We start from the raw sequence: 21,921 nt of genomic DNA, 5'->3' as shown, positions 1-21,921 counted from the left end.
CATGAAAGCGATTCACCCTGTACTTGCAGCATTGACCACTGCACTCGTCTTTTCCAGCGCCGGCGCGCTGGCGCAGACGGGCTTCAAGAAAGCCGGCGGCGTGCTCACCGACGCCAACGGGATGACGGTCTACACCTTCGACAAGGACACGGCCGGTTCCGGCAAGAGCGCCTGCAACGAAGGCTGCGCCAAGATGTGGCCGCCGGTGCCCGTGACCGAGGAGCGCGTCGCCGCGCCGTATTCGGCCGTGACGCGCGACGACGGCACGAAACAGCTGGCCTACAAGGGCAAGCCGCTCTACCTGTTCGCCAACGATGCCAAGCCGGGCGAGCGCAAGGGGGACAAGGTCAAGGACGTCTGGCACGTGGTCGCCGACTGACCGGCGCGCCGGTCCGGGGCCCGGCCGGGCCGGGCCCCGGGCACGTGCGGGCCTTGCTCCATGCCCGATTGCAGGCGCTCCTGCATGTGGGCCGTGCATTGCCGCGGCCTGCCGCCTGCCATCCCGTTTGCCATACCCCCCCGTATCGACACCGGGTAGCTGTTTCAATTTTACATCCGGCATCATCGGGCGATCGGCCAGGTTCGGTCCTCAGGACTGGAATGGCGCGCCCGCGGGGCGGCGACACCCAGGACTACACGAACATGAAACGCAACTACGAAATGGCGCAACTTCGGCGGCCGCCGAACCGCCTGACAGCCGCAGAATACGACCTGTACAAGCTGGCCGACCTGAGCTGGGAAGAAAAGTCCCGGTTCCTGGGCGCCAACGCGATGACGGCAGTCAGCTCGAACAACGATCCACAGTCGCAAGCGCTCGCCAAGGACAAGCTGATCACCTACGGTATCCTGCGCCTCCATGGTTTTCCATTCCCGGATATCAAGGCGGTCATCCATCCGGCGCGCGGCTTTCCCGGCGCCGTTTCGCTCAGGACGGTGACCGAAGTGGCGGCCTATCTCGAGACTCGGGCCGTGTTCCCGCTGTTCATGAAACCGATTGCCGGCAACGCCGGCGCCGGTTCGGTCTGGGTCGACGCTTATGCCGATGGCCTGCTCCGGCTTCGCAACGGCACGACCCTTCCCGTGGACGCGTATATCGAACGCTGGCTGTGCCGCGAAGGGATCCTGCTGCAGGCGGTGGCGCGTCCCCATCCGGAGATCGCGCGCCGCTGCGGCCCGCGGCTGGCCACGGCGCGGGTGGTCGTGCTGATGACGGAAAACGGGCCGATCGTGCATCGGGCCGTGCTGCGCATTCCCGCGGGCGCGAACATGATCGACAACTTCCGGCACGGCGCATCCGGCAATTTGCTGGGCGCCGTCGAGATCGGCAGCGGCGTGGTCTCGAAGGCGATCGGTTTGAACCTGGCCAGCAACCGGCTCGAGCCCGTCGCGGCGCACCCGGATACGGGCCAGCAGATCGTCGGCTGCGTCTTGCCGGAATGGGAAAAGGCCAAGCAGATGTGCATCCGGGCCGCGCCCCTGTTCCCCGGTATCAGATACCAGTCGTGGGACATCGCCTTCACGGAAGAAGGTCCGCAAACCATCGAGGTCAATTCGGGCGGCGACGTCGATGTGCTGCAGCTGGCATCGGGACAGGGCATCGCCGATGCCACCTGGTGGAAGCTGCTGCGCGAACCGGCCCCGCGCACCATCCTGCACCGCTGGTTCGCGCGCAGCGGACCGTGGAGCCGGGGCGGCTGAAGCCCGGCGGCCGGACGAAAGCGGCCGTTTCAGTGGAGTCCCGGCGGCGCCTCGAACGGCAAGGCGAAGGCGTGCGCCAGGAGGTCGCCCATGCCGCGCGGGCGGGCGGGCATCACCAGCGGCGGTACAGCCCGACCGAGGCGCCGCGCTCGCGCGCGCCGTTGGCGCCGCGCGAGAAGCCGGCCCCGAGCCTGGTGCCCCAATTGTCCGACCAATAGCGCACCCAGGTCACTGCGCCGCCGCCCGAACGCGCGCGTCCGCCCGAGAGCGACAGGGGATCGTCGCTGCGGCCGCTGCTGGCGGCCGCTTCCAGGTAGCTGTCGGCGTCGCCGGCATGGTAGTAGCGCGCCAGCAGGCGCTGGCCGTCGCTGTGCGAGCCTGCCGAGACGATGGCCTGGTGGCGCAGCTGCACATACCAGTTGCCCACGTATTTGGCGAGCGCGACGCCATAGATGTTGACGCGCGAATCGAAACCGAGCACGTCGCCGGCGAGCGAAGCTTCCCAGCCGCCGCCGAGCGACTGGTAGAGCTCGACGCGGCCGGCGTTGGCCGGGAACAGGCGCGCGGCCGGGGCGCGCTGGTAGCGGAAATTGGCATAGGCGCCGGTCCAGAGGGCGGCGTAGGCGTCGAGCGCCCAGGCATGGCCGGTTTGGCCGAAACGGTGCGCGCGCAGGGTCTCGAAGCCGATCGAGCCGCCTTTCAGGTAGTGGCGCACGCTCGCGCTCTGGTCGTTCCAGCGTGGACCGCTGCCCGCATCGGTCCAGCCGCCCGCGAGGCTGGCCGCCCAGGCATACTTGTCGGCCAGCGCCGCTTCCGGGTTGCCGGCGCGCGCCGGCACCGGCACCGGCGCCGCGAGCGCGGGGCGCGGCTGCAGCGCGGCCAGGGCGGCGTCGATTTCGCCGCCATTCGCGCCGAGGGCGCGCGCCCTGTCGAGATCGAGACGGGCTTCGTCGATGCGGCCGGCGGCGCGGTTGGCGCGCGCGCGCGCCTGCCAGGCGCCGGCGTCGTCCGGACGCAGGGCGCTCAAGCGGCTGTAGGCGGCGACGGCTTGCGCCGCCTGGCCCTGCCACAGGTGCAGGTCGCCCAGCGCGCGCCAGACATCGGCGTAATCGGGCGCAGCCCTGGCCGCCGCTTCCAGGTCGGCCCGGGCCTCGGCCCAGCGTTCCATGCGCGTGTAGACAATGCCGCGCCCGAGCAGCACGTCGGCGTTGGCGGGCGACCGGGCCAGCAGCGCATTGTAGGCGGCCAGGGCCAGCGCCGGCTGGCCGCCGTTGGCGAGGGCGCGCGCCTTCTCGTACTGCTGGTCGAAGGAAGCCGGGCTGGCGGCGGTGGTCTGTTCGGCGGCGGCCGGGGGGAGCTGGTAGTCGATGGGCATAAAACGGAGGCTGGAGGAGGGATGCACGACGGTTACGGTAGTGCTACGACGCAACTTTGCCCCACGCGGGAGAAGGCGTCAAGAAAAGTGCGCGGCGGCGGGCAGCGATGTCGCTGCCTGGCTTCAAAGCGCCCTGAGCCGAGCAGGAGTGTTGCCGGAACTGGCCGCGGCGGCGCACCGGGAATGGCGGCCGGGCACGACCCAGCTCTGCCGCCGTGAATGTTAAATATTGCAACGCAACATTTAATTTGCTAGGCTTGCGGGCCAGTGGGTTCTATCCGAGACTCCATGTCGTCCCGCGTCGTGCCGGCGCCCATCCAAACAAGACCATGACACCATCGAACCGCCTCGCTTATCTTGCTGAACTTCTCCTGCTGGCCGGCGTCGCCGCCGGCACCGCCCACGCCGCGCCCCTGCCGCCGGAATTCACGGCGCAGATGGACAAGGACTATCCCGCCATCGAAGCCCTTTACCAGGACCTGCACCGCCATCCCGAACTGGCCTTCAACGAACACCAGACCGCGAAGAAGCTCGCCGAGCGCGTCAAGGCGCTGGGCTTCGACGTGACCACCGGCGTCGGCGGCACCGGCATCGTCGCGATCCTGAAGAACGGCCCGGGTCCGGTCGCCATGCTGCGTACCGAACTCGATGCGCTGCCGGTGCAGGAAAAGACCGGCCTGGCCTTTGCCAGCACGGCGACGGCCAAGAACGCGGCGGGCGAGACTGTCCCGGCCATGCACGCCTGCGGCCACGACCTCCACATGTCGGCCTGGTATGCCACCGCCAAGCTGATGGCGGAAAACCGCAAGGCCTGGAGCGGCACGCTGATGCTGGTCGGCCAGCCGGCCGAGGAGTCGCTGCTCGGCTCGGCCGCGATGCTCAAGGATGGCCTGTTCAAGCGTTTCCCGAAGCCTGACTACGCGATCTCGATGCATGACGAAGGCACGCTGCCGGCCGGCCAGGTGGGTTGGCGCGCCGGCCATTTCCGCGCCTCGGCCGACACCGTCGCCATCACCATCCATGGCCAGGGCGGCCATGGCGCCACGCCGCAGGAAACGCGCGACCCGATCGTCATGTCGGCGCGCGTCGTGATGGCGCTGCAGACCCTGATCTCGCGCGAGAACAATCCGGCCGACCCGGTCGTCATCACCGTCGGCAGCATCCATGGCGGCACCCAGGCCAACATCGTGCCGGACCAGGTCAAGCTGATGCTGACGGTGCGCACCTTCAAGCCGGAAGTGCGCCAGCGCGTCCTGGCCAGCATCGTGCGCGAAGTCGAAGGCGAAGCCATGGCCGCCGGCATGCCGAAGAAGCCGCAGGTCGACATCGTGCCGGGCGCCGATTCGGTCTACAACGATCCCGAGCTGACCGCACGCGCGGTGGCGGCGATACAGGGCGCGCTGGGCAACCAGAACGTCGTCGAGATGCCGGCCAAGATGACTTCGGAAGACTTCGCGAACTATGGCCAGGCCGGCGTGAAAGCCGTCCTGCTGCACGTGGGCGCGGTCGAGCCGAAGAAGCTGGCAGACGCGCGCAAGGCTGGCAAGTACCCTCCGGGCACGCACTCGCCGCAGTGGGCGCCGGACTTCAAGCCGACCGTCCGTTCGTTCATCGCGGCCGAGACGGCGATCCTGCTCGACCTGCTCAAGCCGGGTCAGAAGTAGCCGGGTCCCCAAGCGGGAATGCGAGCGCCGGCGCGATGGCTCCGATCGCGCGCAACGGCCGCGATCAAAACGCTTCCCACTCCTCGGCACCCGCCGTGGCGCGCGGTGCCGGCTCGACGGACGTGGGCACCGGCGCCTTCGGCGCGCGCGCGGCCGGCCTCGAACCTGCCGCGATCGCGCGCACCGGTGGCGCCGCCGCCTTCACCGGCGCCGCTGCCGGGACTGCACGCGCATCGAGCTTGAATACGCCCACCACCTGCGCCAGCTTGGCCGCCTGTTCCTGCATCGAGGCCGCCGCCGCCGCCGATTCCTCGACCAGGGCCGCGTTCTGCTGGGTCGCTTCGTCCATCAGGCTGATCGACCGGTTCACCTGTTCGATGCCGCCGCTCTGCTCGCCAGTCGCATGCGTGATCTCGGCCATGATGTCGGTCACGCGGCGGATCGATTCGACGACCTGCTCCATCGTCGCGCCGGCCTGGTCGACCAGCTTCGCCCCGAGGTCGACCTTGTCGACCGAGTCGCCGATCAGGACCTTGATTTCCTTCGCCGCCGCGGCCGATCGCTGCGCCAGGTTGCGCACTTCGGAGGCGACGACGGCAAAGCCGCGGCCCTGTTCGCCGGCACGCGCCGCTTCCACGGCCGCGTTCAAGGCCAGGATGTTGGTCTGGAAGGCGATGCCGTCGATGACGCCGATGATGTCGACGATCTTGCGCGAGGATGCGTTGATCGAACCCATGGTGGTGATCACCTGGCCGACGACCGAACCGCCTTCGATGGCGACGTTCGAGGCCGTGATCGCCAGCTGGTTCGCCTGGCGCGCATTGTCGGCGTTCTGGCGCACGGTGCCGGTCAGCTGCTCCATCGAGGCGGCCGTCTCTTCCAGCGAGGCGGCCTGCTGCTCGGTGCGGTTCGACAGGTCCATGTTGCCGGCGGCAATTTCGCTCGACGCGCCGCTGATGGTGTCGGTGCCGCCGCGTACTTCGCTGACGATGCGCACCAGGCTGTCGTTCATGTGGCGCAGCGCGCGCAGGAGCGCGCCGGTTTCGTCGCGCGCGGTCGCATCGATGCTGCGTGTCAGGTCGCCGCTGGCGACCGTTTCGGCCAGGACGACGGCTTCGCGGATCGGACGCACGATGCCGCGCGTGAGCAGCCAGGATGAGAGGGCGCCGAGCAGCACCGAGAACAGCGCGAGCGCGCCGATCAGGGTTTCGCTGCTCTCGGCACGCTCGTCGATGGTACGCGCGGTGGCGCTGATCCGGGTCGCCTGCATGGCGACCAGCTGCTGCATCGATTCCTGGTAAGCCTTGGCCGCCGGGGTGAAGCGCTCGTCGAGGATGCGCATGGCCAGTTCCTGGTCGCCGCCGGCCTTGGCCTTGACGGCTTCGTCGCGCGCATCGGCGTACACCTTGCGCTGTTCGCCGATGCGCTCGAACACGGCTTTTTCCTCGCCCGCTTCGATCAGGGGCTCGATCTGCTTCATCAATTCGCTGGAACGCTTGCCGGTCTGCGCCGCGTCTTCCTTGAAGTAGGGTCCGAGTGCCGCGTCGCTGCTCTTGACGATGGCGGCCGTGCGGCGCACGGCGGCGAAAATCTGCATGTACCACTCGCTGATCATGCGTTCCTTGGCCAGCGGTTCGGCCAGAACCCGGGCGGTATCGGCGGCGCCGCTGTTGACGCGCGCGATGCCGACCGCGGCGATCAGGACCGCCATGGAGAGGGTCAGCGCGAAGCCGGTCGCGAGGCGCTTGCCGATATTGAGATTGCTGAAAAAGACCATCAGGCATGCCTAATCAAGAAAAAGGGAAACCGACTTTAAACGTGCGCCAAGGCAATTGCAATTGCCTCTAAGTAGTATCCGAATGGTGAACGCGTATAAAAAGAAGAGATGTTGTCTGTGCGTAACAGTTCATGCGGAATAAATGACCGTGCCAGCCCCGCCGGCGGCGGTTGGTGGAGATGGTTTCGTCCGTTTAAGGTATAATTTCCATTTCCCGCGCGTGCCATTCGGCACCTTCAGCACAATGACCAAATTTGTTTTCGTCACTGGCGGCGTCGTCTCTTCCCTGGGCAAGGGAATCGCGGCCGCTTCCCTCGCTGCGATCCTCGAATCGCGCGGTCTCAAAGTCACCATGCTCAAGCTCGATCCCTACATCAACGTGGATCCCGGCACGATGAGTCCGATGCAGCATGGCGAAGTCTTCGTCACCGACGACGGCGCCGAGACCGACCTCGATCTGGGCCACTACGAGCGCTTCATCAGCACCCGCATGAAGAAGGTGAACAACTTCACCACCGGCCAGATCTACGAATCGGTGATCCGCAAGGAGCGCCGCGGCGAATACCTCGGCAAGACCGTGCAGGTGATCCCGCACATCACCAACGAGATCCAGGATTACATCCGCCGCGGCGCCGAAGGCGTCGACGTGGCGCTGGTCGAAATCGGCGGCACCGTGGGCGACATCGAGTCGCTGCCCTTCCTCGAAGCGGCACGCCAGCTGTCGCTGCGCGCCGGCCGCAAGTCGACCGCCTTCGTTCACCTGACCCTGGTGCCCTATATCGCATCGGCCGGCGAACTCAAGACCAAGCCGACCCAGCACAGCGTGCAGAAGCTGCGCGAGATCGGCATTTCGCCGAACGCCTTGCTGTGCCGCGCCGACCGCCGCATTCCGGACGACGAGCGCGCCAAGATTTCGCTGTTCGCCAACGTCGAGGAGCAGGCCGTCATCTCGGTCTGGGACGTCGACACCATCTACAAAGTGCCGCAAGTGCTGCACGACCAGGGCCTGGACGACATCATCCTCGAAGCGCTCGGCATCGAAGCGCCGCCGGCCGACCTGTCGATGTGGACAAAGCTGATCCACACGCTGGAAAATCCGAAGCATGAAGTCACTATCGGCATGGTCGGCAAATATGTCGACCTGACCGAATCGTACAAGTCGCTGACCGAAGCGCTGCGCCATGCCGGCATCCATACCGAGAGCCGCGTCAACATCGAATACCTCGACTCGGAAGAGATCGAGACGGCCGGCTGCGAGCAGCTGGGCAAGTACGACGCCATCCTGGTGCCGGGCGGCTTCGGCAAGCGCGGCGTGGAAGGCAAGATCATGGCCGCGCGCTACGCCCGCGAAAACAAGATCCCCTACCTCGGCATCTGCCTTGGCATGCAGGTCGCGCTGATCGAATATGCGCGCCACATGGCGGGCCTGCCGAACGCGAACTCCACCGAATTCGACCTGGAGACCGACCAGCCGGTCGTGGCCCTGATCAACGAGTGGCAGAACCACGACGGCAAGGTCGAGCAGCGCGACGAGAACTCGGACCTGGGCGGCACCATGCGCCTGGGCGCCCAGACCTGCGCGGTGAGCCCGGGCACGCTGGCCGCCGAGATCTACGGCAGCGTCGTCACCGAACGTCACCGTCACCGCTACGAAGCCAACAACCACTATCTGCCGAAGGTGGAAGCGGCCGGCCTCGTCGTCGCCGCGCGCACCCCCAACGAAGACCTGTGCGAAATCATGGAACTCCCGCGCACCGGTCCGAACGCGCACCCGTGGTACATGGGCGTGCAGTTCCACCCCGAATTCAAGTCGACCCCGCGCAGCGGCCACCCGCTGTTCACGTCGTTCATCCAGGCCGCGCTCAAGCACCAGTCGGAAAACACGCCGGCTGCCGCCAATGCACCGGCATTGCAAGGAGACGCAGCATGAAACTTTGCGGCTTTGAAGTAGGCCAGGACCGGCCGATCTTCCTGATCGCCGGCACCTGCGTGATCGAATCGCGCCAGATGGCGATGGACGTTGCCGGTACCCTGAAGGAAATCACGGCGAGCCTCGGCATTCCGTTCATCTATAAATCCTCCTTCGACAAGGCGAACCGCTCGTCCGGCACTTCCTTCCGTGGCCCGGGCCGCGAGAAAGGCCTGGAGATCCTCGCCGACGTCAAGAAGACGATCGGCGTGCCGGTGCTGACCGACGTGCATACCGAGGAAGAGATTCCGGAAGTGGCAAGCATCGTCGACGTCCTGCAGACCCCGGCCTTCCTGTGCCGCCAGACCGATTTCATCAACGCCTGCGCCCGTTCGGGCCTGCCGGTGAACATCAAGAAGGGCCAGTTCCTGGCCCCGGGCGACATGAAGAACGTGATCGACAAGGCGCGCAACGCGGCGCGCGCCGCCGGCCTCGACGAGGACAATTTCATGGCGTGCGAACGCGGCGCCTCGTTCGGCTACAACAACCTGGTGTCGGACATGCGCTCGCTCGCCATCATGCGCGAATCGAACTGCCCCGTGGTGTTCGACGCGACCCACTCGGTGCAGCTGCCGGGCGGGCAGGGCACGTCCTCGGGCGGACAGCGCGAACACATCCCGGTGCTCTCGCGCGCCGCGGTGGCGGCCGGCATCGCCGGCCTGTTCATGGAAACCCACCCGGACCCGGCCAACGCCCTGTCGGACGGCCCGAACGCGGTGCCCCTGGCGCGCATGAAGGAACTGCTCACCACCCTGGTCGACATCGACCGCGTGGTCAAGCGGGCGGGCTTCCTCGAGAACAGCTTCAAGATCTGACCTGACTATTTTGCTCGAAAGTCGAGGCGCCCCATCAGGCGCCTCGACTTTCATGCGCGACGATTTTTTTACTTTCCGGAGACTGAACCATGAGTGCTATCGTTGATATTATCGGCCGCGAGATCATTGACTCGCGCGGCAATCCGACCGTCGAATGCGACGTGCTGCTCGAATCGGGCGTGATGGGCCGCGCGGCCGTGCCGTCGGGCGCGTCGACCGGTTCGCGCGAAGCGATCGAGCTGCGCGACGGCGATCCGAAGCGTTATTTCGGCAAGGGCGTGCTGCAGGCCTGCGAGAACATCAACACCGAGATCAGCGAAGCCATCATGGGCCTGGACGCCAATGAACAGGCCTTCCTCGACCGCACCCTGATCGACCTGGACGGCACCGAGAACAAGAGCCGCCTGGGCGCCAACGCCATGCTGGCCGTCTCGATGGCGGTGGCCAAGGCCGCCGCCGAGGAAGCGGGCCTGCCGCTGTACCGCTACTTCGGCGGTTCCGGCGCGATGCAGATGCCGGTGCCGATGATGAACGTCATCAACGGCGGCGCCCACGCCGACAACAACCTCGATATCCAGGAATTCATGATCATCCCGGTCGGCGCGCCTTCGTTCAAGGAAGCGATCCGCTACGGCGCCGAGGTGTTCCACACCCTGAAGAAAATCCTGCACGCCAAGGGCCTGTCGACCGCGGTCGGCGACGAAGGCGGCTTCGCCCCGTCGGTGGCGAACCACGAAGAAGCGATCAAGCTGATCATGCAGGCGATCGAGGACGCGGGCTTCGAAGCGGGCAAGGACATCGCCCTGGGCCTGGACTGCGCCGCCAGCGAATTCTACAAGGACGGCAAATACCACCTCGAAGGCGAAGGCCTGAGCCTGAGCGCGACCGACTTCACCAACATGCTCTCGACCTGGGTCGACAAGTATCCGATCATCTCGATCGAAGATGCGATGCACGAAGGTGACTGGGACGGCTGGGCCACGCTGACCGCCGCCCTGGGCAAGCGCGTGCAGCTGGTCGGCGACGACCTGTTCGTCACCAACACCAAGATCCTGAAAGAGGGCATCCAGAAGGGCATCGCCAACTCGATCCTCATCAAGATCAACCAGATCGGCACCCTCACCGAGACCTTCGCTGCCATCGAGATGGCCAAGCGCGCCGGCTACACCGCGGTCATTTCGCACCGTTCGGGCGAAACCGAGGACTCGACGATTGCCGATATCGCGGTGGGCCTGAACGCCCTCCAGATCAAGACCGGTTCGATGTCGCGTTCGGACCGCATGGCCAAGTACAACCAGCTGCTGCGCATCGAGGAAGACCTCGGCGATGTCGCCAGCTATCCTGGCCGTGACGCTTTCTACAACCTGAAGTAATTCGTCGTACTCCCACGGGCCGGCCTTCATGGTGCGGCCCGCGCTCTATTTACATCGCACCATGCGCCTCATTACGCTCGCTCTCGCCGCCTTGCTGCTCCTGATCCAGTACCCCTTGTGGCTCGGCAAGGGAGGCATGCTGGCCGTCTCCGACCTGCGCGACCAGGTCACGCTGGCGCAGGTCCGCACCGATGGACTCAAGGCGCGCAACGCCAAGCTCGAATCGGAAGTGCGCGACCTGCGCGAAGGCACCGGCGCCGTCGAGGAGCGTGCGCGCCTGGAACTCGGCATGATCAAGCAGAACGAGATCTTCGTGCAGGTGCTGCGCAAGGACGAACAGCCGACCGAATCGATGACGGTGCCGCCACCGCCGCCGCCACCGAAACCGGGCAAGGACGGCAAGCCCGCCGCCGCCGGGCCAACCCACTGAATCCCATGACGACCGGCGACAACGCGGCGCAACTGACGACGCTCGAGGCCTTGTCGGCCTGGCTCGCCGCCGCCTTCGAGAGCGGCGACGCCGCCGCCCTGGTGGACGCTTTCGCCCAGGCCGCGCGTGCCGAGGGCACGGCCCACCTGGCCGCCGCCGCCGGCTTGCCGCAGGCCGAACTGCGCCATGCTTTCGCGACGGGCGAGATGAGCATGGCGACGACGCTGGCCATCATGAAGGTGATCGATCTGCACACGCCCGGCGCGACGCACTGAGGCCGGGCGCGGGGCAAACGCGGTCATCCTGGTCGCGCAGCCGGACCGCAATGAACGGCGCGATCCCGGTGCGATGGCGTCTGCGCAAAGGCGCCGCGTTGGTCTAGAATGTTCCCTGTCTCTTCAACGAAAAGGAAGACCGTCATGAGCCAGCAACATGCCGCAGGACCGTTCGACGTCACCGTCACCCCGCAAGACCAGCCCGCCGTGCTCGACGGCGTCACGACAGGACGCATGGCGATCGACAAGCGCTATCACGGCGACCTCGAAGGGAGCGGCGTCGGCGAGATGCTGTCGGCCATGACGACCACCGAAGGCTCGGCCGGCTATGTCGCCATCGAGCGCGTGACCGGCACGCTGCAAGGCAGGACCGGCAGCTTCGTCGTCCAGCACAGCGGGACGATGGCGCGTGGCGCGCAGGCGCTGTCGATCAGCGTGGTGCCCGATTCGGGGACCGGCGAACTGGCGGGAATCGCCGGCACGATGCGCATCCGGATCGAGGAGCGCAAGCACTTCTACGAGTTCGATTACCTGTTGCCGGAGAGGTAAACATCGCTTATCGCCGCCGCATCGCAGCCGGGGGCGGCGTGTCCGGGCCGGACGTGGCCAGATCGCCGCCCGGCGTGTCGGGACAGGGCCGCATGACCAGCAGGCAAGCGATTTTATTGTCGTGTTCGTCGAAGACCGGCTTGGCGCTGCCTTCCACCGCCAGCGTCGTACCGTCCGGGCGCCTGATGCACCAGCGCGCATTGGTGACGGTTTCGCCATGCAGGACCGAACGGGCGAGCGGAAGCTGCTCGGGTGGATACGGCAAGCCGTCCAGGGTCAGCAGTTGATAGGTGTCGGCATAGGCATCGACGCCGATGTCCAGCACGGAGACGCCGTGGAGTGCGGCAGCGCGCTCGTTGACGAAGGTGATGCGTCCATGGGGGTCGGTCATGATCACGCCTTCGGACAGTTGGCGCAAGGCGGCATCGCGTTCGGCGGCGTAACGTGACAGCAATTGTCTTTCAGTCAAACGCTTGGTGACCTCCACTGCCATATGCAGGATGCCCGACACCTGGCCGTCGGTGTCGAAGATCGGCTGGTAGGTGACGTCGAAATAGGCCTGGCACGGCGTCCCGGAACCGTCCCTGTCGTAGGTCAGGGACAGGTCTTCGCCGGCGAACATTTCGCCGGACGAGAAAACGCGGTCCAGGAGCGCGATGAATCCTTGTTGCTCCGCTTCGGGCAACGCACTGCGCACGGTGCTGCCTTCCACGTTGCGGCCGTCGAGCAAGGCACGGCTGCACGCGTTCTGGAGTTCGATGCGGTGCTCGGACCCGCGTGTGATGGTGACGGCAACGGACACGTTTTCCAGCACGCTGCGCAAGCTTTCCCGGACGGCTTCGTCGCGCAGCATGCGCATCCGGTCGCCGATGTCGCGACTGACCAGCATCAGCGTGCCGGCGCTCGGTATCGCCATGACGGCATGCCAGGCGTACAAGCCAGGCAGGAATTGTTCGAAGGAGACGGGCCGTCCCGATTGGCGCGCCGCACGCAAGTGCCGTTCCGCCGGCGTACCGAGCAAGGCAGGATACTCCTGCCAGTGAATACGGCCGAGCAAACTGCCGCGTTTACGCCGCAGCAGCATCTCCGCGGCACGATTCACATAGGTATAGCGCCAGTCGATGTCCAGGCAGATGATGGCATCGGAGGTGTGATCGAGCAGCAGGGGCAGGTCGAGACCGGGTGGCAAGGCCGGTGCCGCGTCCTGTTGGGGTCGGTTCATAGGTCGGTATAAGAGGGGGCAGATATCAGCTTGCCATTATGCCTATTTGCGGGCACGCGTGCCGCCGGATCGGCGAATCAATCGCGGCGCGACCCGATCCTGTCCCGCGGACTGGACCGCATGGCCACCGCATTGCCGTGCGCGGACGGTACTGTCCGGTTTCCGTGCGTCGCCGCGCCGGCGCTTATGTTACCGTTTCGGCACGATGCGGCGCCGCGCCGCTGATCACCCAATTGGCGGAGGAGCCGGCATGGACAGATTTCTGCTTGTATTTCGAGGCGCGACCATTGGCGCGGCGGAAGGGCCGCAGCACGACCCGGCGGCCTGGGACGCTTGGTTCGGTCAGCTCGGTGCGGCGTTGCTGGACCGGGGTGCATTCAGCTACGGCAGCGTCGAGATCCCGAGCCGGCTGCTGGGCCCGAAGCTGAGCACCAGCGCCCTGTCGGGCTATGCGATCATTGCCGCCGCCGATTTCGACGCGGCCGTCCAGGCGGTCAACACCTGCCCGATTTTCGACGAAAAGGGAGAGGTCGAGATCGCACACCTGCGCTAACCGGGCAGGTGCCTGGTGCCCCGCCAATCACGGCTGGCACGGCTGGGGTCAGGTCTGACATTCGGACACGAGCTCCGGCGTGAACACGCCGATGCATGGGCAGGCCCGCGCCCGGCACGAGGGCGCCTGCACGCGCCACACCGGGCGCGGCGCCGGCTTGCCTGGCGGCCAACGACGATTTGCCAGCCGTTTCCGCCAGAGTCAGCCGACATAAATACGGGTATAGTGCTGGCTTCGCCAGACCAGCCGTGCCCATGCCATTTTTCACCACACTTCGACCGTTTGCGAGCATGCGCCACTGGCTTGCGCGGCACGGCTCCGCCTATCTGCTGGCCGTCGCCGGCGCCTTGATCGCGGCGGCCTTGCGCTTCGAGCTCGGCCCGATCCTGGGGGGCGCGGTCCCGGTCGTCATTTTCACGGTACCGGTGGTGATCTCGGCCTTGTATGGGGGCTTCGGGCCGGGTATCGCCTGCACGCTCGTGAGCGCCGCGATCAGCAGCTACCTGTTCATCTCGCCTTACAGCCCCCTGCTGTCGAGCCAGGCCAGCGTCATCCTGTTGCTCTTCCTGGCAATCGGCACCACGATCAGCTATTTCGGCCAGCAGATGAAAACCCTGCAGGCGCGCCTGGCGAAGCAAGCGAGCAATCTGGAAGCGGCCAACCGCGAACTGGCCCACGCCAATGCGAGCAAGGACGTGTTTCTCGCGATGCTGGCCCACGAACTGCGCAATCCGCTTGCAGGCATCAGCACGGCGGCCGAACTCCTGAAGTTCATCCGCGCTGACCAGCAGCGCATCGCCCAGACCGGGGAAATGATTTCGCGCCAGGTGTGGCACATGAGCAAACTGGTGGACGACCTCCTCGATGTGTCGCGCGTGACGCGCGGGCTCGTGACGGTGGAAAAGAAGCCGGTGGACTTGACGGCGGCGCTGCACGGTGCGCTCGAGCAGGTACGCGCGGCGGTGGCGTCGAAACGGCAGGTCCTGGAAATCGATGTTCCCGACGAGCCGGTCCACGTCTGCGGCGACCGCACGCGCCTTACCCAGGTGATCAGCAACCTGTTGACGAACGCGAATCGCTACAGCCCCGAAGGCAGCCGCATCGACGTCGCCATCAGCGCCACGGAGCAGCATGTCCACGTTGCCGTGAGCGACCAGGGGCAGGGGATCGCGCCCGCCTTCTTGCCGCGCATCTTCGACTTGTTCGTCCAGGCCGAGCGTTCGATCGACCGCTCCCAGGGCGGCCTGGGCATCGGCCTGGCCCTGGTCAAGAAGATCACGGAACTGCATGAGGGAACGGTATCGGCCGACAGCGCCGGGCTCGGCCAGGGAAGCCGGTTCGTGATCACCCTGCCGCGGCTGGCAGCGGCCCCGCGCCCGGCCCCGACGGCTGCGCTCCCCGCGTACGATACGGGGGCCGGCGCGCCGCGGCGGATCCTGGTGGTGGACGACAACCGTGACGCCGCCGATGCGACGGCATCGCTGCTCGAGGCCAACGGGCACACGCTGTTCGTCGCCTACAGCGCGCGCGACGCCCTCGCATGCGCGCGCGCCGAGCCGCTCGACGTCGTCGTCCTGGACATCGGACTGCCCGAGCAGGACGGGCGCGCCCTGTGCCGCCAGATGAAGGCAATGCCGCGCCTGGCCAAGGCGGTCTTCATCGCGCTGTCGGGATACGGAAAACAGTCGGATATCGTGCTGTCCGAGGAAGCAGGGTTCGATCGGCATTTCGCCAAGCCGGTCCCAATGGAAGAGCTGCTCGAAGCTCTGGGGACGAGACGCGTACGGTGAAGGCGATGCGCGCCGGCGCCCGTGCACCGGCGTCGATGTTCGTCCTCAGGCCAGCGCCTGCAGCGCAGCGCGCACCGGCGCGGGAATCGGGCGCGAAGTAGCGCTGCGCCGGTCCACGTACACATGCACGAAATGTCCCGCCGCCGAGGGCAGCGCCTCGTCGTTGCGGTACAGGGCCAGTTCGTAGCGCACGCTGGCATTACCCAATTTGGCAACGCGCAAGCCGACGTGGACCAGGTCGGGAAACGAGATCGAACTGAAGTAGGAGCAGGAAGTGTCGACCACGAAGCCGACGACTTCATCCGTGTGGATATCGAGCACGCCGCGGCCGATCAGGAACTGATTGACCGCGGTGTCGAAGAAGCTGTAGTAGTTGACGTTGTTGACATGCCCGTAGCTGTCATTGTCCATCCAGCGCGTCGGCAGCGCCAGGAAATGGGGAAAGGCGGAGCGGGGCGTATCGCGCATCGTCGACGAATCCTGCAAAAAGCTCAGTCCGACGAAGCGTCGCCCTGGGTCGCGCCGGCGCCCTGCTCGAGGAAGGAGCGCAGCATCCACGCGTTTTTCTCGTGGACTTCCATGCGGGTCGTGAGCATGTCGGCGGTCGGGAAGTCGTCGAGTTCGTCGGCGACCTTCACGCCCGCGCGCAGGGTGCGGGTCAGGATTTCATTGCCGTCGACCAGTTGGCGGATCATGTCCTTGGCCGAGAGCACGTCCGGCTCTTCCGTGATGTTCGACAGCTCGGCGTAGCGCTTGTAGGTGGCCGGCGCGAAATGGCCGAGGGCGCGGATGCGCTCGGCGATGTCGTCCAGCGCGGTCCACTGTTCGGTGTACTGCTCCTCGAACATCACGTGCAGGCTCGAAAACATCGGGCCGGTCACGTTCCAGTGGAAATTATGCGTCTTCAGGTAGAGCATGTAGGCATCGGCCAGGACGGTCGAGAGCGACTCGACGATCTTGGCGCGGTCTTCGTTGCTGATTCCGGTATCCATGTGCATTGCGGTTCTCCCCTTGGTGAAGTGACAGTGTTGATCGAAACAGCAACACTGTTAACAATGCAACAGCTTAGCACCGGCCGGAAAACCCTGTCGTACGATGCCCCGTTTCAAATCCGGGACATCGACACCGGCCGGTTCAGTTAATGCTCGCGCTCGGTGGAATCAGGCTTTCGACCGGCGCATCGCTTGCAAACAGCTGGGCGCAATCGACCTTGTCGAAGGCGTAGTGCTTGCCGCAGAAGTCGCAGTTGATGCCCAGTTCGCCGAGGTCGGACAGCGCCGCCTCGACTTCCGGCCGGCCCAGCATTTTCAGCATGTTGCCGACTTTTTCGCGGGTGCAGCTGCAGTGGAATTGCGGATGCTGCGGATCGAAGACGCGGATCGTCTCTTCCCAGAACAGGCGGTTGAGCAGGCTTGCGATGTCGGTGCTGAGCAATTCTTCCTGCTTCAGGGTGCTGCCGAGCACGACCGCGCGGTTCCAGGTCTCGAGGTCTTCTTCTTCGCTCGCCTGCACCGTCTGGTCATCCTTGCCGCCGTGGCGCGGCAGCTTTTGCAGCAGCAGGCCGCGCGCGACCTTGTCGTCGGCCGCGAGCCACAGGCGCGTGTCGAGCTGCTCGGAACGCATCATGTAGTTTTCGATGACGGTCGCCACGCTCTCGCCGTCGAGCGGGACGATGCCCTGGTAGGGCTGCTGGCCGGGCATCTTCTCGAGCGGGTCGAGCGTGATGACGAAGCGGCCCTTGCGGTTGACGTTGAGCAGCTGGCTCAGGGTGGCGTCGTCCGCCACATCCACCCCCGGGGCCAGCTTGGCGGTGGCGCGGATGCGCAGGTCGGCGTCGCACTCGACCACGAGCAGGCGCACGGGACCGTCGCCGTGGATCTGCATCACGATCGAGCCGTTGAATTTCAGGTTGGCCGACAGCAGGGCCGAGGCCGCCACCATCTCGCCCAGTATGGCGCGCACGGGCTTCGGGTAGCCGTGACGGGCCTGGATCTCGCGCCAGGTGTCGGAAATCTCGACCAGCTCGCCGCGCACGGCGGCGTTGTCGAAGATGAATTTCTGAAGGGTGTCCTTGGTGTCCGTTGTCGTCATTGTCTATCCGATGTACTTGAGCTGCGCCTTGAACAACTGGCCACGCACCACATAACTGGCGGCGCTGGCTTGCAGGCGCTGCAGGTCTTCTTCCGTGAGCGTCCGCACCACTTTCGCAGGCGAACCCAATATCAGTGAGTTATCCGGGAACGCTTTGCCTTCGGTAACCAGGGCGCCGGCGCCGACCAGGCAGCCTTTGCCGATGCTGGCGCCGTTCAGGATCACGGCCTGGATGCCGATGAGCGAACCGTCGCCCACCGTGCAGCCGTGCAGCATGGCCTGGTGGCCGACGGTGACGCCCTTGCCGATGACGAGCGGGTAGCCGACGTCGGTGTGCATCACCGTGCCTTCCTGGACATTGCTGTTTTCCCCGATCGTGATGCGTTCATTGTCTCCGCGAATCGTGACGCCGAACCACACCGAGGCATTGGCCTCGAGAGTGACCTTGCCGATCAGGTTGGCCGAATCGGCGACGAACGCCGATGCATCGATCTCGGGCGCATGCTCGCCCAGCTGGTAAATCGCCATGGATATGCTCGCGCAAGAGTTGTAATGCCGCTATTTTACGCCCTCGCGTCCGTCGTCGTTGCACATCCCCGAATGTGGGCAGGTGGGGCTGGCCGGCAGGAATTCAACGCCTTGCGTATAATCGGCGGATTCGATCCGAACGACCGTACTTTTTCAGCCAGCCATGACACCTTCCCGTTCCGAATTCCTGACCGTCCGCGGCCTGCGTACCCATGTGCGCCACTGGGGCCGCGCAGGCGCCCCGAAACTGTTCATGTCGCACGGCTGGATGGACATGTCGGCCTCGTTCCAGTTCGTCGTCGACAGCCTGGCGGGCGACTGGCATGTGATCGCCAACGACTGGCGCGGATTCGGGCTGTCCGAGCGCGCCCATTCGGATACCTACTGGTTCCCGGACTACGTGGCCGACCTGGACGCCTTGCTGGCGCATTATGCGCCCGAGGAAGCGGTGAACCTGCTGGGCCACAGCATGGGCGGCAACGTCGTGAGCATGTTTGCCGGCGTGCGGCCGGAACGCGTCAGCAAGCTGATCAACCTGGAAGGCATCGGGCTGATGGGCGCCAGACCGGAGCAGGCGCCCGGACGCATGGCCAAGTGGCTCGACGAATTGCGCATGCCGCCGGCCATGCGCGCCTATGCCAGCCTGGAGGAAGTGGCGGGGCGCTTGCGCAAGACCAACCCCCGCCTGCCGGCCGAGCGCGCGCACTTCCTGGCCGAGCACTGGTCGGCGCGCAACGAAGCGGGCGAGTACGAGATTCTCGGGGACCCGGCGCACAAGATGCCGGGGCCGCTGCTGTACCACCTCGACGAGATGATCGCGATGTGGAAACGGATCAGCGCCCCGGTCCTGTGGATCGAGGCGGCGCAGACGGACATGTGGCGCTGGATGGGCCCGCAGGACGAGATGCGCGCCGAAGTGGACCGGCGCCTGGGCCACATGGCCCAGGTCGAAGCCCATATCGTGGCCGACGCGGGGCACATGGTACACCACGATCAGCCGGCCGTACTGGCACGCCTGATCGAGCAGTTCCTGGCGAAATAGCCGGCGACCCGCAGGGGTCGGGTGCAAACGATATTTGCATGAATACCTGTAACGGCAAATAATATTTGCAAGCGCGCGACAGGCGCCGGGGGTCGGCCTCGCAGCGCACCGCGCCGCAGTGGCAGCCGCCGTGGCAGGTCTTCATTCTCTTTTTTCTCCGCAGAATGAGCAACGCCAGCATTGCCTGCCCGGCAGGCGGAAGCGGCCGCGCCGGGTCGCCCAATGCGGCGTACAATGCTTGCTCGTCCAGAAAACCGCTGCGCACCATGCTGAAAGTCGATCTCCACTGCCATTCCAATGTCTCCGACGGCGTGCTCGCGCCGGCGCCGCTGGCCGCCTATGCGCGCAAGGGTGGGGTCGAGGTCTGGGCCCTGACCGACCACGACGAAGTGGGGGGCATCGCGTCCGCCCGCGCGGCCGCCGGGGAGCAGGGCATGCGCTTCGTGCCGGGCGTCGAGATTTCCGTCACCTGGGCAAACCAGACCGTGCACCTGGTCGGCCTGCAGATCGATGCGGACGATCCGGCGTTGCTGGCGGGCCTGGCGAAAACCCGCCAGGGGCGCGACGCGCGCGGCCGCGAGATCGCCGCCCAGCTGGAAGAGGCCGGCATTCCGGGCGCCTACGAAGGCGCGCTCCACTTCGTCGGCAACCCGGACCTGCTCTCGCGCACCCATTTCGCGCGCTACCTGGTCGAGTGCGGCAAGTGCGCCACGACCGCCGACGTGTTTCGCCGCTTCCTGACCGAAGGCAAGCCGGGGTATGTGCCGCACCGCTGGGCCGCGCTGTCCGAGGCGATGGCCTGGATCCGCGGCGCCGGCGGCATCCCCGTGATCGCGCATCCGGGCCGCTACAAGTTGTCGCAGACGGCCGAGGATGCGCTGTTCGACGAATTCCGCCAGCTGGGCGGCAATGCGATCGAGGTGGTGACCGGCAGCCATACGCCGGACCAGTATGCGACCTATGCCGAGGTGGCGCGGCGCTATGGTTTCCTGGCCTCGCGCGGGACCGACTTCCATGCGCCGGGGGAGGCGCGGGTGGAGTTCGATGCCTTGCCGCCGCTGCCTGCCGGCGTCACCCCTGTCTGGCACGACTGGTTTTAGCGTCCATCCGGCGCGCGCGCACGGCGGTTTAAGCCCGTCGTAAGCCGCCGCCCTTGAATTTTCCCTTTGGCACCCTTATCTTGGCAGCCTGTTAACGTCATTCCTGCCTCGGAGGCAAGCCATGAAGCGCATTGTGTTATTCCTTGCTACCAACCTCGCGGTTGTGCTGGTGCTGACGCTCGTCCTCAACCTGCTCGGGGTGGGACGCGCGGTGAGCGCGGAAGGGATCGATGTCGGCGCGCTGGCCGTGTTTTCGCTGGTGGTGGGCTTCACCGGCTCGATCATCTCGCTCCTGTTGAGCAAGCCGATGGCCAAGTGGTCGACCGGCGCGCGCGTGATCGAGCAGCCGCAGAACTCGACCGAGCTGTGGCTGGTCGATACCGTGCGCCAGCTGGCCGAGCGTGCCGGGATCGCCATGCCGGAGGTGGCGGTCTACGATGGCGAGCCGAACGCGTTCGCCACCGGCGCCTTCAAGAACTCGGCCCTGGTGGCCGTGTCGACGGGCTTGCTGCAAGGCATGACCCGCGACGAAGTCGAGGCCGTGCTCGGCCATGAAGTGGCGCACATCGCCAACGGCGACATGGTCACGCTGACCCTGATCCAGGGTGTGGTCAACACCTTCGTCGTGTTCCTGTCGCGCGTGGTCGGCTTTTTCGTCGACAAGCTCTTGCTGCGTAACGAAGACGGCCGCGGCATCGGCTACATGGCGTCGGTGTTCGTCTGCGAGCTCCTGTTCGGCCTGGTTGCCTCGATCATCGTCGCCTGGTTTTCGCGCCAGCGCGAATTCCGCGCCGACGCCGGCTCGGCCCAGCTGCTGGGCAGCGCGGTGCCGATGCAGAACGCGCTCGCGCGCCTGGGCGGCTTGCAGCCCGGCATGCTGCCGTCGTCGATGAGCGCTTCCGGTATTTCCGGCGGCGGCGGCGGCTGGGGCGCGCTGTTCTCGACCCACCCGCCGATGGAAGAGCGGATCGCAGCCCTGCAGGCGCTGAGGTCTTCGGCGCAGGCGGGCGCGCGATGAGCCAGTTTTTCCAGATCCATCCAGAAAACCCGCAGGCACGTCTCGTCAAGCAGGCAGCGCAGATCATCCGTTCCGGCGGCGTGGTCGCGCTGCCGACCGACTCGGCCTATGCGCTCGTGTGCCAGCTCGACGACAAGGCCGCCGTCGAAAAACTGCGCCGCGTGCGCGGCATCGACGACAAGCATCACCTGACCATGCTGTGCCGCGACCTGTCGGAAATCGCCCAGTACGCGCGCGTCGACAATGCCCAGTACCGCATGCTCAAGGCCACCATGCCTGGGCCCTACACCGTCATCCTGGAAGCGACGCGCGACGTGCCGCGCCGCCTGTCCCACCCGTCGCGCAAGACCATCGGCCTGCGCGTGCCGGAAAACCTGATCACGCTGGCGCTGCTGGAAGAGCTGGGCGAGCCGCTGATCGGCACGACCTTGCAATTGCCGGGCGATGCGCACATGCTGTCGGACCCGGACGAGGTGCGTGCGCGCCTCGAACGGCAGATCGAACTGGTGATCGACGGCGGCGCCGGCATGCTGGAGGCGACGACGATCGTCGACCTGACCGGTGCCGAGCCGGTGCTCGTACGCGCGGGCCGGGGCGACCCCGCCGCATTCGGCCTCTGACCGCCCCTTACCTGCCGGACCGCCGTGTCCGG

Annotated in this window: 22 protein-coding genes; 15 read left to right on the top strand and 7 right to left on the bottom strand. The window is 66.2% G+C overall.

Annotated elements, in window-relative coordinates; all coding sequences use genetic code 11:
- The first annotated feature begins 1 nt into the window (after position 1).
- Complete coding sequence (locus ACFPOU_RS22400) at positions 2 to 379, top strand: COG4315 family predicted lipoprotein (protein ID WP_379726829.1); 378 nt, start codon at positions 2 to 4, stop codon at positions 377 to 379.
- A gap of 221 nt (positions 380 to 600) precedes the next feature.
- Positions 601 to 1,698: a sugar-transfer associated ATP-grasp domain-containing protein gene (locus tag ACFPOU_RS22395; RefSeq protein WP_379726826.1), complete on the top strand. Its 1,098-nt coding sequence runs from the start codon at positions 601 to 603 to the stop codon at positions 1,696 to 1,698.
- A gap of 112 nt (positions 1,699 to 1,810) precedes the next feature.
- On the opposite strand, the gene ACFPOU_RS22390 is transcribed toward ACFPOU_RS22395, so the two are convergent.
- Entirely contained in the window at positions 1,811 to 3,073 is a 1,263-nt protein-coding gene (locus ACFPOU_RS22390; RefSeq protein WP_379726823.1) for a YaiO family outer membrane beta-barrel protein, read from the bottom strand.
- Positions 3,074 to 3,402: 329 nt separating this feature from the next.
- On the opposite strand from ACFPOU_RS22390, the gene ACFPOU_RS22385 reads away from it, so the two are divergent.
- Positions 3,403 to 4,737: an amidohydrolase gene (locus ACFPOU_RS22385; protein WP_379726820.1), complete on the top strand. Its 1,335-nt coding sequence runs from the start codon at positions 3,403 to 3,405 to the stop codon at positions 4,735 to 4,737.
- Between the two features lie 64 nt (positions 4,738 to 4,801).
- On the opposite strand, the gene ACFPOU_RS22380 is transcribed toward ACFPOU_RS22385, so the two are convergent.
- Positions 4,802 to 6,514 (bottom strand): methyl-accepting chemotaxis protein, encoded by a 1,713-nt coding sequence (locus ACFPOU_RS22380; protein WP_379726817.1) that lies wholly within the window; start codon positions 6,512 to 6,514, stop codon positions 4,802 to 4,804.
- Positions 6,515 to 6,758: 244 nt separating this feature from the next.
- On the opposite strand from ACFPOU_RS22380, the gene ACFPOU_RS22375 reads away from it, so the two are divergent.
- The 6 genes from ACFPOU_RS22375 to ACFPOU_RS22350 all read left to right on the top strand — a co-directional run bounded on the left by ACFPOU_RS22375 (position 6,759) and on the right by ACFPOU_RS22350 (position 11,925).
- Positions 6,759 to 8,444 carry a CTP synthase gene (locus ACFPOU_RS22375; RefSeq protein ID WP_379726814.1) on the top strand — a complete coding sequence of 562 codons (1,686 nt, stop codon included), beginning with the start codon at positions 6,759 to 6,761 and terminating at the stop codon, positions 8,442 to 8,444.
- A complete protein-coding gene (gene kdsA / locus ACFPOU_RS22370) occupies positions 8,441 to 9,298 on the top strand; it encodes a 3-deoxy-8-phosphooctulonate synthase (RefSeq protein WP_379726811.1) in 858 nt (285 codons plus the stop codon). The genes ACFPOU_RS22375 and kdsA overlap by 4 nt, the downstream gene beginning before the upstream one ends.
- Positions 9,299 to 9,387: 89 nt before the next feature.
- The gene (gene eno / locus ACFPOU_RS22365; RefSeq protein WP_379726808.1) at positions 9,388 to 10,671 is read left to right on the top strand and encodes a phosphopyruvate hydratase; all 1,284 of its coding nucleotides are present in this window, start codon (positions 9,388 to 9,390) and stop codon (positions 10,669 to 10,671) included.
- A 61-nt stretch (positions 10,672 to 10,732) separates the two neighbouring features.
- The gene (gene ftsB, locus ACFPOU_RS22360) at positions 10,733 to 11,101 is read left to right on the top strand and encodes a cell division protein FtsB (RefSeq protein ID WP_379726805.1); all 369 of its coding nucleotides are present in this window, start codon (positions 10,733 to 10,735) and stop codon (positions 11,099 to 11,101) included.
- A 5-nt stretch (positions 11,102 to 11,106) separates the two neighbouring features.
- The gene (locus ACFPOU_RS22355; protein ID WP_379726802.1) at positions 11,107 to 11,376 is read left to right on the top strand and encodes a helix-turn-helix domain-containing transcriptional regulator; all 270 of its coding nucleotides are present in this window, start codon (positions 11,107 to 11,109) and stop codon (positions 11,374 to 11,376) included.
- A gap of 144 nt (positions 11,377 to 11,520) precedes the next feature.
- Positions 11,521 to 11,925, top strand: a complete 405-nt coding sequence (locus ACFPOU_RS22350) for a DUF3224 domain-containing protein (protein WP_379726799.1) — start codon at positions 11,521 to 11,523, stop codon at positions 11,923 to 11,925.
- Between the two features lie 7 nt (positions 11,926 to 11,932).
- On the opposite strand, the gene ACFPOU_RS22345 is transcribed toward ACFPOU_RS22350, so the two are convergent.
- Positions 11,933 to 13,147: a PAS domain-containing protein gene (locus ACFPOU_RS22345; RefSeq protein ID WP_379726796.1), complete on the bottom strand. Its 1,215-nt coding sequence runs from the start codon at positions 13,145 to 13,147 to the stop codon at positions 11,933 to 11,935.
- A 250-nt stretch (positions 13,148 to 13,397) separates the two neighbouring features.
- On the opposite strand from ACFPOU_RS22345, the gene ACFPOU_RS22340 reads away from it, so the two are divergent.
- Positions 13,398 to 13,700 (top strand): hypothetical protein, encoded by a 303-nt coding sequence (locus tag ACFPOU_RS22340; protein WP_379726794.1) that lies wholly within the window; start codon positions 13,398 to 13,400, stop codon positions 13,698 to 13,700.
- A gap of 290 nt (positions 13,701 to 13,990) precedes the next feature.
- Positions 13,991 to 15,490: an ATP-binding response regulator gene (locus tag ACFPOU_RS22335; protein WP_379726791.1), complete on the top strand. Its 1,500-nt coding sequence runs from the start codon at positions 13,991 to 13,993 to the stop codon at positions 15,488 to 15,490.
- Between the two features lie 45 nt (positions 15,491 to 15,535).
- On the opposite strand, the gene ACFPOU_RS22330 is transcribed toward ACFPOU_RS22335, so the two are convergent.
- From ACFPOU_RS22330 to ACFPOU_RS22315, 4 genes are all read right to left on the bottom strand, one after another.
- Positions 15,536 to 15,958, bottom strand: coding sequence for an acyl-CoA thioesterase (locus ACFPOU_RS22330; protein ID WP_379726788.1), 423 nt, complete (start codon positions 15,956 to 15,958; stop codon positions 15,536 to 15,538).
- A gap of 23 nt (positions 15,959 to 15,981) precedes the next feature.
- Complete coding sequence (locus ACFPOU_RS22325; RefSeq protein ID WP_379726785.1) at positions 15,982 to 16,488, bottom strand: Dps family protein; 507 nt, start codon at positions 16,486 to 16,488, stop codon at positions 15,982 to 15,984.
- 136 nt (positions 16,489 to 16,624) lie between these two features.
- Positions 16,625 to 17,581: an Hsp33 family molecular chaperone HslO gene (hslO, locus tag ACFPOU_RS22320; protein ID WP_379726782.1), complete on the bottom strand. Its 957-nt coding sequence runs from the start codon at positions 17,579 to 17,581 to the stop codon at positions 16,625 to 16,627.
- Positions 17,582 to 17,584: 3 nt separating this feature from the next.
- On the bottom strand, positions 17,585 to 18,109 hold the full coding sequence (locus tag ACFPOU_RS22315; protein WP_379726779.1) for a gamma carbonic anhydrase family protein: 525 nt from the start codon (positions 18,107 to 18,109) through the stop codon (positions 17,585 to 17,587).
- Positions 18,110 to 18,272: 163 nt separating this feature from the next.
- Here ACFPOU_RS22315 and ACFPOU_RS22310 point away from each other — a divergent pair, with 163 nt between their 5' ends.
- The 4 genes from ACFPOU_RS22310 to ACFPOU_RS22295 all read left to right on the top strand — a co-directional run bounded on the left by ACFPOU_RS22310 (position 18,273) and on the right by ACFPOU_RS22295 (position 21,889).
- Positions 18,273 to 19,151: an alpha/beta fold hydrolase gene (locus ACFPOU_RS22310; RefSeq protein ID WP_379726776.1), complete on the top strand. Its 879-nt coding sequence runs from the start codon at positions 18,273 to 18,275 to the stop codon at positions 19,149 to 19,151.
- A gap of 266 nt (positions 19,152 to 19,417) precedes the next feature.
- Positions 19,418 to 20,251, top strand: coding sequence for a 3',5'-nucleoside bisphosphate phosphatase (locus ACFPOU_RS22305; RefSeq protein WP_379726773.1), 834 nt, complete (start codon positions 19,418 to 19,420; stop codon positions 20,249 to 20,251).
- A 121-nt stretch (positions 20,252 to 20,372) separates the two neighbouring features.
- Positions 20,373 to 21,269, top strand: coding sequence for a protease HtpX (gene htpX, locus ACFPOU_RS22300; RefSeq protein ID WP_379726770.1), 897 nt, complete (start codon positions 20,373 to 20,375; stop codon positions 21,267 to 21,269).
- Positions 21,266 to 21,889 carry an L-threonylcarbamoyladenylate synthase gene (locus ACFPOU_RS22295; RefSeq protein ID WP_379726767.1) on the top strand — a complete coding sequence of 208 codons (624 nt, stop codon included), beginning with the start codon at positions 21,266 to 21,268 and terminating at the stop codon, positions 21,887 to 21,889. The genes htpX and ACFPOU_RS22295 overlap by 4 nt, the downstream gene beginning before the upstream one ends.
- Positions 21,890 to 21,921: the final 32 nt, after the last annotated feature.

Source organism: Massilia jejuensis (genome assembly GCF_042656795.1).
GTDB lineage: Bacteria > Pseudomonadota > Gammaproteobacteria > Burkholderiales > Burkholderiaceae_D > Telluria > Telluria jejuensis.
This window is presented reverse-complemented; position numbering and strand designations above follow the sequence as displayed.